At 35.3% G+C, this 11,702-nt stretch carries 11 protein-coding genes; 7 read left to right on the top strand and 4 right to left on the bottom strand.

Annotated elements, in window-relative coordinates:
• The first annotated feature begins 3 nt into the window (after positions 1-3).
• The 7 genes from IL45_RS07455 (at position 4) to IL45_RS07485 (ending at position 7,667) form a co-directional block, all read left to right on the top strand.
• Positions 4-735, top strand: coding sequence for a type III pantothenate kinase (locus IL45_RS07455; RefSeq protein ID WP_036582301.1), 732 nt, complete (start codon positions 4-6; stop codon positions 733-735).
• Positions 732-1,982, top strand: a complete 1,251-nt coding sequence (locus IL45_RS07460) for a hypothetical protein (protein ID WP_036582304.1) — start codon at positions 732-734, stop codon at positions 1,980-1,982. Before IL45_RS07455 ends, IL45_RS07460 begins: the two co-directional genes overlap by 4 nt.
• A 19-nt stretch (positions 1,983-2,001) precedes the next feature.
• On the top strand, positions 2,002-3,363 hold the full coding sequence (locus IL45_RS07465; RefSeq protein ID WP_036585188.1) for a hypothetical protein: 1,362 nt from the start codon (positions 2,002-2,004) through the stop codon (positions 3,361-3,363).
• Positions 3,364-3,365: 2 nt separating this feature from the next.
• The gene (gene lptC / locus IL45_RS07470; RefSeq protein ID WP_042295982.1) at positions 3,366-3,935 is read left to right on the top strand and encodes an LPS export ABC transporter periplasmic protein LptC; all 570 of its coding nucleotides are present in this window, start codon (positions 3,366-3,368) and stop codon (positions 3,933-3,935) included.
• Complete coding sequence (locus IL45_RS07475) at positions 3,932-4,138, top strand: hypothetical protein (protein ID WP_036582306.1); 207 nt, start codon at positions 3,932-3,934, stop codon at positions 4,136-4,138. The genes lptC and IL45_RS07475 overlap by 4 nt, the downstream gene beginning before the upstream one ends.
• Positions 4,138-5,406 (top strand): hemolysin family protein, encoded by a 1,269-nt coding sequence (locus IL45_RS07480; protein ID WP_036582308.1) that lies wholly within the window; start codon positions 4,138-4,140, stop codon positions 5,404-5,406. Before IL45_RS07475 ends, IL45_RS07480 begins: the two co-directional genes overlap by 1 nt.
• A 146-nt stretch (positions 5,407-5,552) precedes the next feature.
• Complete coding sequence (locus IL45_RS07485; RefSeq protein WP_036582311.1) at positions 5,553-7,667, top strand: peptidylprolyl isomerase; 2,115 nt, start codon at positions 5,553-5,555, stop codon at positions 7,665-7,667.
• A gap of 75 nt (positions 7,668-7,742) precedes the next feature.
• On the opposite strand, the gene IL45_RS07490 is transcribed toward IL45_RS07485, so the two are convergent.
• From IL45_RS07490 to IL45_RS07505, 4 genes are all read right to left on the bottom strand, one after another.
• Positions 7,743-8,762, bottom strand: coding sequence for a hypothetical protein (locus tag IL45_RS07490; protein ID WP_036582313.1), 1,020 nt, complete (start codon positions 8,760-8,762; stop codon positions 7,743-7,745).
• A 107-nt stretch (positions 8,763-8,869) separates the two neighbouring features.
• Positions 8,870-9,808, bottom strand: coding sequence for a GYDIA family GHMP kinase (locus IL45_RS07495; RefSeq protein WP_036582315.1), 939 nt, complete (start codon positions 9,806-9,808; stop codon positions 8,870-8,872).
• A 53-nt stretch (positions 9,809-9,861) separates the two neighbouring features.
• Complete coding sequence (locus tag IL45_RS07500) at positions 9,862-10,329, bottom strand: hypothetical protein (protein ID WP_036582317.1); 468 nt, start codon at positions 10,327-10,329, stop codon at positions 9,862-9,864.
• Positions 10,330-10,336: 7 nt separating this feature from the next.
• The gene (locus IL45_RS07505; protein WP_036582318.1) at positions 10,337-11,650 is read right to left on the bottom strand and encodes a hydroxymethylglutaryl-CoA reductase, degradative; all 1,314 of its coding nucleotides are present in this window, start codon (positions 11,648-11,650) and stop codon (positions 10,337-10,339) included.
• Positions 11,651-11,702: the final 52 nt, after the last annotated feature.

Consider the following 11,702-nt stretch of genomic DNA (forward strand, 5'->3'; position numbering starts at 1 on the left):
TATATGATATTAGTTATAGACATAGGCAACACTTCGATTAAAATCGCTGCAACGGATAACTATAAAATCATTTCTTACCAGAGAACAACTGAGATCGATTTCATTAATGACTGTAAAAGTGTTATCACACAATTTCCGCAAATAAAAAACGCAGCCCTATGCCAAGTAGGTAGAATCAATCTAGACAAAATCAAACAGTTAGAAAAGCTAGTGTCTGTTTTCAAGATTGAGAACCACATTAAACTACCTTTTACAAATCTGTATCAATCAACAACTTTAGGAAATGACAGAATAGCACTAGTATCTGGAGCAATTTCGAGAATTGAAAAAGAAGAAAGTTGCTTAATAATCGACGCAGGGACCTGCGTGACCTATGACTACATTGATAAGAATTTAAACTATCACGGCGGTGCAATTTCACCAGGTTTAAGATTACGTTATGAATCACTTCATAATTTTACAGCAAACCTTCCGTTATTAACTGCACAAACTATAGATAACTTCATTGGCAATTCTACCACAACAAGCATTCACAGTGGTGTTATTAATGGTTTAGCACAAGAAATAAAAGGCTGCATTAGACAGTACGAACAAAAAAACAAAGACATTAAAGTTTTTATGACCGGTGGAGACGCTCAACTATTGTCAACTCAACTAAAAAGCCGTTTCTTTGCCACGCCTTTTTTGATGCTCGAGGGCATCTATTATTTATATCAATTTAATAAAGACTTATGATCAGAAGTATTTTAATCGTTTTAGTGGCATGTACTTGCTTTACAGGAATGGCACAACAGCGTACTTCATCTCCCTATTCCTTCTTTGGTTTAGGTCAACAAACCTTTAAAGGCACAATTGAAAATCGCAGTATGGGAGGAATTCGAACCTACAGTGATAGTATACATGTTAACTTACGAAATCCTGCTTCCTACGGTAATTTAAGAATTACAACCTACACAGTTGGGGCTGTTCACACTGAGACATGGGCCGAAACAAATACGGCTAACGAAACTTATGACAATACTACTATTGAGTATGTAAGCATCGGTATTCCTGTAAGCCAAAAAGCGGCTTTCGGATTTGGACTGGTGCCTTTTCAATCTGTCGGCTATGAATTAGGAACCTTAACTGAGGATATTTACACAAACTTCAAAGGTGAAGGAAGTCTTAACAGAGCATATTTCGGTTTTGGTTACAAACCTTTTAAAGGTTTTAACGTCGGTGGAGAGCTAAGATATAATTTTGGTCAAGAAACAAATTCTTCAAGTGTAGTTCTAGCAGATGTACAATATGGAACCAATGAACTTAATGAAACAGACTTTAGCGGTGTTTCTTATAATTTCGGGCTTCATTACAATGGTACATTTAACGATAAATATGAATTTCAAGCAAGCGCCACCTACTCTCCTGAAAGCGATATCACAGGTGACAACAACAGAACACTCTCTACAATATCATTAACCGGTCCGTCAACAGAAATCATCGTCAATTCTGAAGAGTTTGATATCCCTAGAGAAAAATTCAAATTACCTTCCGAAATCTCTTTAGGTATTGGTATAGGAGAACGATTAAAATGGTTTGCTGCTGCAGAGTACACATTACAAGGCACCAGCAGTACAACAAACAGATCCTTTGCTCCCGCTACAGCAACGTTTACAGACGCTGCCTCTTATAAATTAGGAGGATATTTCATACCTGATTACAACAGCATCTCAAGCTACTGGAAAAGAGCAACTTATCGTGCAGGAATACGGTTTGAAGAAACCGGCTTACAGCTTAATGGAGAAGACATAACTGAGTTTGGCATATCTTTTGGAATGGGTATACCTGTAGGACAAACAAGAGCCTTTTCAAATGCTAATATTGGATTAGAATACGGTCAAAGAGGAACTACATCAAATGGTTTAGTTAAAGAAGACTTCTTTAGCATTTCCCTAGGGTTATCTTTAAATGACAGATGGTTCCAGAAAAGAAAATATAATTAAGAACGATAAATTAAGTATTATGAACCTTAAAACTACATTTTTAACTTTTGTTGCTGTTATCAGTATCGCTTTCGCGAAAGCGCAAGAAGCAGGAGACTGTAATGTCATGTTGAGCATATTTGCAGAAAATGCAAAAGCAAAAAATTATGACGAAGCCTATAAGCAACTCGGAGACTTAGTAACTAATTGTCCAGATGCTAGTGCAGCAATTTATCAATATGGTGAAATAATTTATGAACACCGTTTAAGAAAAAAAATAGGTGATGAAGGAGCAAATGCTCAAGGGTTAATTGATATGCTAAACGCTCAAATTACAAAATTTGGTGATAAGGTAAATACTAGCAAGAAAAAGATTGAAATGGCTAGTAAAATGTATAAGTACGGAATTGGTGAGCAGTCTAATCAATACATGATGTTAGAAGATGTTTTCACAAAAGATCCAGACAACTTTACAGACCCTAACGGAATGATTACCTACTTCAAGTTAGCAGAGAAAGAATACAAATCAAGTAAAATAGATCTTCAGAAGTTATTTGATACTTATGATGCTTTAACTGAAAGAATAGCACAAGTACAAGATGAGCGTTCTACAGTTATTCAACAATTACTTGACAAAAAAGAAACTGAAGGTTCATTAACTGATGAAGAAGAAAAAACTATTGTTAATCAAGAAAAAAACTTGAAAAACTACAACATAGTTAACAAAAGTGTTAATGGTACACTAGGACAATTAGCAGATTGTGATAAACTAATCCCATTATATGAGCAAGATTTTGACTCAAAGCAAAGCGATGAGAAATGGTTAGGTAATGTATTAAGAAGATTGCAAAGTAAAGATTGTACGGATGCACCTTTATATGTAAGATCAGTAAAAGCTTTACATGTATTAAAGCCTAGTTGGAAGACCGCTTACGGACTAGGAAACATAGCAACTACTCAATCGGAAAAATTTCAATACTGGGATCAAGCGATTGAACTAGGTGCTGATAATGATACAAAATCAAGAATTCACTACAAGAAAGCTGAAATCTTTAAAGGTAAAGGTCAATATGGTAGTGCAAAGAAAGAATATCTTGCCTCTAATGCTGCAAAACCTTCTTTTGGATTACCTTTCTTAAGAATTGCAAACCTAGTTGCTAGCAGTGCAAACAGCTGTGGTACTACTCCATTTGAAAAAAGAGCTGTGAATTGGCTAGCGGCACGTTATGCTGATAAAGCAGGAAGTGTAGACGCAAGTTTAAAATCTACAGCAGCAAAGACTGCAGCTAGTTACAGAGGTAGAGCTCCACAAAAATCTGAGATTTTCATGGAGAAAGCTTATAATTCTGGTGACACTATTAGATTTAACTGTTGGGTTGGAGATTCTGTAAGAATACCTTAAGAATGAAACAACTTATTCACTTATTAAAAATTACAATCACGGCTATGGCCGTGATTTGTGTTTTATCCTGTGATGATAATTTAAAGGCTATTCAAAAGATGCAAATCGCATCTAATGAGCCTATGGGAGAAGTAAAAGAAATGCTTCTTAAACATACTGATAGCGGATTAATTAAAGTGAAAATGAGCGGTGAAACTATGTTAGATTTCTCTAACGATATTTATCCCTACACAGAGTTCCCTGACGGCATTCATGTCGTCGTTTATGAACATAAAAAAGACAGTGTACTAGAAACCAATATAACTGCAGACTATGCTATTATGTATAGTGAATCAGATTTAGTAGATTTGAAAGGAAATGTAACTATAGTCAATCATGACGGAAATACTTTTCACGGAGAACAACTTTACTGGGATCAAACTGCAAAGTGGATTTTTACTGATCAGTCATTTTCTACCCAACTTAAAAACGCATCAACATCTGGTACCATGCTCGACGCAGATGAGGAGTACAATAAAATAACTGTACGAGATAATAACGACCAGTTTTACAGAACACCTTTGAAAAAATGACAAAATTCTTTAAATACTTCCAATACGCTTATCTAATTTTTGCTGGATTCTTTTTAGTTCGCGGTTTTTATGAACTTGAAGAAAATCCTAACATGGCTTATGTATTATGGGCAATGGCTGCATTAGTTTTATTCATGTTTTTCTTTAGGAGAAGATATATCAGTAAATTTGATGATCGCAATAATAACAGCGATTCAAAATAATGCTTACAGCGGTACTGATTATATTCACCATGCTAGTTCTTAGCGCCTTTTTCTCAGGTATGGAAATAGCATATGTATCTTCTAATAAGATACACATAGAGCTAGAAAAACGTCAAGAAGACTTCATAGGTCGAGTTTTGCGCAATCTTACAGCTCACCCATCAAAGTTCATTATCTCCATGCTAATAGGCAACAGTATCGCGCTTGTTGTCTATGGATTATACATGGGCGATCTAGTTACAGAAGAGCTTATTATACCGCACCTAGAACTGACAGAAAGTTTACAATTAGTCGTTCAAACCATCATTTCCACCTTAGTCATCTTACTAACTGCTGAATTTCTTCCTAAAGTATTTTTTCAAATTTACTCTAACGAATTACTAAAATTCTTTGCGCTACCAGCTTATATATTTTACCTATTATTCACTCCGATATCTTGGATTTGTATAAAAATATCTGATTTTTTCCTGCGCATATTTTTTAAATCTAATGGTGATAATATACAGTTATCATTTTCAAAAATTGAATTAGGTAATTATATTACCGAACAAATGGAAAGCGCTCAAGAACAGGATGAAGTGGATACTGAAATTCAGATATTTCAAAACGCATTAGACTTCTCTGCTGTTAAAGCTCGTGAAGTAATGGTGCCACGTACAGAAATGATCTCAGTGCAACAAGATATTGACATTAAAGAACTGAACAAAAAATTTGTAAATACTGGGCTTTCAAAAATTTTAATTCATCATGAAACCATCGATGACATTACTGGATATGTACACAGTTTTGATTTATTTAAATCTCCAGATGATTTAAACAGCATCGTGCGCAGTGTTATAAACGTCCCAGAGACTATGCTTGCAAAAGACGTTCTTAATCTATTAATGAAACGACGTAAAAGCATCGCCATTGTATTAGATGAATACGGTGGTACATCGGGATTAATAACCGTAGAAGATATTGTTGAAGAGCTCTTTGGTGAAATTGAAGATGAGCATGATTCTGATACTCTAATCGACACTCAAATTAGTGATACAGAATTTAAATTCAGCGCTAGATTAGAGGTAGACACCATCAATGAGAACTACAAACTAGACCTACCAGAAAACGAACAATACGAGACACTAGGTGGACTTATTGTATTTGAAACTGAAGGTATCCCTACAGAAGGTGACATCGTCACTATTGAACAATACAAATTCACGATTCTTGAGACCTCAAATAACAAGATTGACCTTGTTGAATTAGAGATTTTAGACAAGGAATAAGTTAAGGAGTTATCGCGCGTTTGAGAATACGCTTTCGCGAAAGCATATTTATCACCCAACTTACTGCTATAAAGCACCGTTTAAGCTTTAATTATTAGAGGGAAAACACTATTTTCGCCGACACTTTAAAATTAAACCCATTTAAGATGGCCATATTAGGTAAAATCAGATCACAAGGATTAATCCTTATTCTAGTAATCGCTCTTGCATTATTTGCATTTATTATTCAAGGTTTACTGACCTCTAACGGTGCTGCAAAAGCGTCTTCATTAGGATCAGTAGGAAGTACTGAGCTAGACAGAGAAGCATTTGCTCGTAGAGTTGAGGCGACAATGCAACAACGTGGCGCTGGTACATCTACCGTTCAAGCAGTAAATAGCGTATGGGATGCAGAGGTTAGAGATGCTGTTTTAAACATGCAAATCAACGAAGCAGGTATTGAAGTATCTGACGAGGCTGTGAAGAATCAAGTAAAAAGTATGTATGCAAATGCTCCTATTTTCTTAGATGAAAACGGACAGTTCTCTGAAATTAAAATGAACACATTTGTTGCAGACTTAAAAAATAATCAACCAGAACGTTATCAATTATGGTTACAGGATGTTGAGAATGCAGCAGATCAGGCTAAGCAAACTCAATTCTTTAATCTTTTAAAATCTGGTATTATTGGTACACAGGCGGCAGGAGAAATGGAATATCGCCTGGCAAATGATAATCGTAGCTTTACTTTTGTAAACATACCTTACACCAGCATTGCAGATTCAGAAGTAGAAATTTCAAAATCTGAGATATCTTCTTATATCGCAAAGAACGAATCTAAGTTTAAGTCTGAAGCACAACGCGACATTCAATATGTAGTATTTGAAGACAAAGCTTCTGAGGCAGATAAAGCAGCCATGAAATCTGATATGACTAAGCTATTAAGCTCTTATGAAGAGTTTAGTGAAAATACCAACAGAACCGAAACATACCAAGGTCTTAACACTGTGGAAGACGTAGAAACGTTTGTAAATTCTCAATCTGACCTACCATATGACGGCTCTTATTTATTAACTTCTAAGTTACCAGCAACTGCAAAAGCTATAGCTGCTTTAGAAGAAGGATCTACTTATGGTCCTTATGAGGATGGTGAATACATGAAAATATCACGTCTTGAAGACAAGAAAACAATCATGGATAGTGTTCAAACTAAACACATTCTTGTCGCATATGCTGGTGCAACGCGCTCAGCTTCTACACGATCAAAAGAAGATGCAAAAAAGGTAGCAGACAGTATTTTTGCAACAATAGGTCAAAGTAATAGTAAATTTAATGCTAAGTGGGACTACTTTAACGAGAATACTGAAGTAGCTAAAGGTGAAGACATAGGTTGGGTAGTTTACTCTGGAAATGCTAGAAACTTTGCGCCTGGATTCACAAAATTTCTTTTTGAAAATGATAAAGGTTCTGTAGGTATATCAGAAAGCTCTTTCGGTTACCACATTATCCATATACAAGACACTAAAGCACCAACTGAAGCTGTTAAAATAGCGACTATTGCAAAGAAAGTAGAAGCTTCTAAAGCGACTGGAAAGCAATTATTTACTGATGCTCAAAAATTCCAACAAGGTGCTGCTGAAAAAGATTTTACAGAAGTTGCTAAAGAATTCACACTGGATGTAAAGCCTGTAAAAAACTTAAAAGCAATGGATGAGAATTTACCAGGCTTACAGAGAAACCGTTCTGTAGTTCAATGGGCTTTTAAAGAAGGAACAGACATAGGTGATACAGAACGTTTTGAAACTCCTGAAGGATATGTAATCGTGCAATTGACTAGAAAAGCTGAAGCAGGACTTATGTCTGCTGAAGAAGCTAGCGCAACTGTTACTCCTATCCTACGTAACAAGAAGAAGGCAAAAATGATCATGGATCAAATTACAGCTACTGAAGTCAATGACATCGCATCTGCACAAGGCTTAAATGCTAGAGCAGCAACTGCTGTCAATCGTAAATCACCTACAATACCAGGAGTTGGTGAAGAGCCAAAAGTAGTAGGTACTGCATTTGGTCTTGCCGAAGGAGAAACTTCAAAACCTATTGCTGGTGAAAAAGGTGTATTTGTTGTTAAAGTAACAGCAATTGAAAACGCACCAGATCTAGGAAGCTATAAAGCAGATGCTAATGAGGTTGCTAATCGTACTGCAAACCAGGCTACATCTAAGTTAGTAGAGGCTCTTAAAAAGTCTATAGAGATTACAGATAATAGATCTACTTTTTACTAGAAAGCAGATTACAGCATATTAAAAAAAGCCACTCTTTGAGTGGCTTTTTTTATTGATAACTCATTCCATTTTATATTAATAATAAAACATCTCTAACTCGTATCCTAACCCTAATTGTTTCATCGGTCCACCAATCGTTCTGGGATATTGTCTTTCCGATACTTCTCTCCATTCAGCCTTATCAGAATACCTAGAATGAAAATAATCAATAGACTCATTCTTCTTTTTTGGATGTAGTGCAATTAAAGGTACATCATATATATTGTTAATCGTCTTAATGGTATCTCCATTATGTTCTAAATATTTAAACCTAGGAATAGCAAGCATATCACCATTTTCGTCACAAGGACCCATATTCAATATACTCACAAGAATACCATTATCTGGAAATACTATTTCCTCATTTGAGTAATTCAACTCATACTTAAATTTCTTACCTGAAACTATAAAATCTTTAGTAGGATAATTCAATTTTACAAATGAAGAATCGGAAAGCATTTCATAAAATTGAACGCGAAACAAAAAATTAGTTTCAAGTCTTTTACTTTTAACAGGATACCATTTCTTGCCAGGTTTTTTCTTCATCAATTCATTTGATTGTTCCCAATCAGCATTTTTCTTAATAATTGGCACTGTTAATTGGGTTAACCTCACATCAGTTCTATCATTCTCCTTGATAAGAAACAACCCATATTCTTGCCCGTGATAATGCGGTATACCATCTAACCAATGTTTCTTTCTAGATGGTGGTTGCTTAAGTTTCTTAGTCTTTATAGGTTCACCTTTAAGTACGACTGCATCTAGAAACTGATCTTTTTTCATCAAAATAATCTGATAATCATCTATATCAGACACTTTTATTTTTAAGACCTCATAACCTAGACCATCTAGATATAATTCCCCATCTTTTAACTCTTCAGGTAAAAAAAATAAACCGTCAACATTTGAGTAAATACTATTATCCCCATAATAAACTAGGACATTTGAAATCGGCTCTTTAGACTGGTTATCTATTATCTGATACTCGATTTGAGCATGTAATAAAACTGAATAACTTAATAGAAGTAAGAACAGCAGTTTCTTTATGGCTTTCATAGATAAGTGTTTTTAACCTTAAAAATATACTACTTATCAAAGCAAAAGGCGAGATATTATAAAATCATTTCAATTCTCTAGGCCTCAAGCTTAAGTTTATTTGAGTTTCAATTTCCTGAAACAACATCATCCCATTCCAGAACAATTTCAAATCCTTTAGATTTAAAATAAGCTCGTTCTTCAATATCACCAGTGCACATTATAAAATCGCCACCCCAACCACCTAAACTTTTTATGGCTTGTGTATAATCTGGAAAAAGCTTTTGCTTTACTGACTCTAATCCTATTAAACTAGAAATGATAGCTTCGTGTCTATTGACAACCTCATTAAAGTAAGCTAGATCATTAGAGGCATCCTTAAATCTTTGTGGCATTTCATCCAATTCCTTCCTTAATTCATCCGTAATTAATGAATTATCAAAACGTGCTATAGAGTCTCTACTATTTTGTTTTCTGTTGAGATACACAAAGAAAATAGACTCCATTATAGTGGGATTCCAATCAAATGGTTCAACAATTGGTTGCCCGTTATTATAATTATAGATCAGTCTATTATTTTCAGTAGCACAAGCTATATCATATCCACTACCACCGAAACAAGCAAACTGTAACATATAGGCATCACATTCTAGCCATTGCGCTATAAGGGAAATTAATGTAGAACTAGTTCCCATACCGTATTTTCGATTAAAATCTAATGTCGTGATTGCATTGAATCCATCAGCCATTTTATCCAGCGCTTGAGGATGCAACTCAATTGCTTTTCTTAAAATCTCAACAAGTTTAACTGTAACCGCATTATCAGATTTAAAAGTGTCTAGATTTTTCAAAACATTTAAATCAAGTGTAGCTTCAAACCACAAACTACCATCATGGTCGTAGCTTTTCCAAGCGAACTGACCATCATTTCTAGAATTAATAGTAAGATACTGATTTAACTTCAAAGGCATCGCTAGCGCAGACACGTTATCGAGCACGACATATTCACCTGTGATAAGGAATTTACCATGAGCGCTATATTTCTTTTTGATGACTTCTTTATTCAATTGTTTTTATTTGTCGTTGTGTTTTCTTTAAAGTGCAATACTATTGATACTTATTAATCGATTAGCGCTTTTTTAATTAAAACTATTTGGCCCAAGTGATAGTAACTATGCTCGATAATAGCATCGATATTTCTATAAAAATCACCATACTTAGGATCTACAAAATCTTTTTTAAGTTCCTCGTCAGTTAATCGCTCGACATACAAGGCTAGATCCTCACAATCCTGCCAGAACCGATTTAAAAAAAGATTCCAATCTTGTTGTGATTTGATTTCAGGAAAATCAAAACTATATATATCACTAATTTCTAACCTACCGTTTGCAAATACATTCTTAACACCAGCGACATAATAGTGAATATGTTGAGCAAGTGCGGCTATAGTATTAAATGAATGTAATTCAGTAATTGCAACATGCCAGTCTAGACTTATTAACTGATCTTTATAATTAGTATTGGCAATCCACATTCCATTGAGAAAAACTTCTCTCAAGCGATCAGCTAGGACATTTGAATTAGCCATAACCTCTTTATTTTTTTCTTATATCTGCTAGCATTTCTCGCAATCCTGAGAAACTAGGTGTCTTATCTTGAAAAGCTTTTTTGAGCAATAACTTTTCATCATCGCTTGCTCCTATTTGTTCTAACATATTCACTAAATGCATTTTCATGTGTCCCGCCTGTATTCCTGTAGTTACAAGTGAATGTAAAGCGGCAAAGTTTTGCGCTAGTCCACAAACGGCAGTTACCTTCATTAAATCCTGCGCACTTGGATTTTCTAGAATCTGCATGGCAAGTTTAGAAAGTGGATGTAGCGATGTGAGACCACCTACCGTACCTAAGGCTAATGGAAAATCTGCTTCAAAAATAAAGACATCGTTTTCTACTCTTGCTCTAGTTAAACTTCTATATTGTCCATCTCTAGCCGCATAAGCATGCACTCCTGCCTCAACAGCTCTAAAATCATTACCCGTTGCGATCACTACAGCATCTATACCATTCATAATCCCTTTATTGTGAGTTACCGCTCGATAAGGTTCTACCGTAGCGATATCTACGGCACGAGTAAATTTACGGGCAAAGTCTGCACCGCTCACACCATTAATTGTTCCTATCTGATCAATTTTACACGATACAGATACATTCACCACACATTCTGGCACATAATTACTTAATATACTCATAATTACTTCAGGTATTCCCAGTGAGAACCCTTGAAACTCATTTGCTTTTTCTCTTAGCGTGTTTGCTAGCTGCTCCAGTGTAGTATTGATGAAATTTGCACCCATCGCATCCTTTGTTTCAAAAGTAGCATGCAGTTGATAATAACCAGATAGCACATCAGTCTTGTTTATCAATTGTACGTCTAATAATCCACCGCCGCGTTTTTTCATACTGGCATTTATGGACTGGATAGATTGTAGTAAGTCCGCTTTCGCGAAAGCGTAAAACGCATCCATCTCACCATGTAAACCTTTGTACATAATATGCACTTGACCAGATTTTATCGTCGACTTTATAGTAGTTTTAAATCCTCCACGTTCTAACCAAAACTTAGCTGCTTTACTTGCTGCAGCCACCACAGAACTTTCCTCTATCGCCATGGGAATGGTCACCAATTTCCCATCAATTAAAAAATTAGGAGCTAGTCCAAACGGCAAATAGTAATTAGTAATCGTATTCTCACTAAAACCATCATGTAATTCTTGTAGTTTTTGGTCCTGATTCCAGTAACGTGTTATCGTATCATGTGCTATGATATCACCATCAAAATAAGTATCTACTAGCCAGTTAACTTTTTCTGTTTTAGAGAGTTTTGAAAAACCGATTACGGGTGCATCCATTGAAAAAAATTTAAGAGACAAAGATACAATTACAAGCGTTAATCCTAGTTTA

Origin of the sequence: Nonlabens ulvanivorans, assembly GCF_000732625.1 — a bacterium.
GTDB classification, from domain to species: domain Bacteria; phylum Bacteroidota; class Bacteroidia; order Flavobacteriales; family Flavobacteriaceae; genus Nonlabens; species Nonlabens ulvanivorans.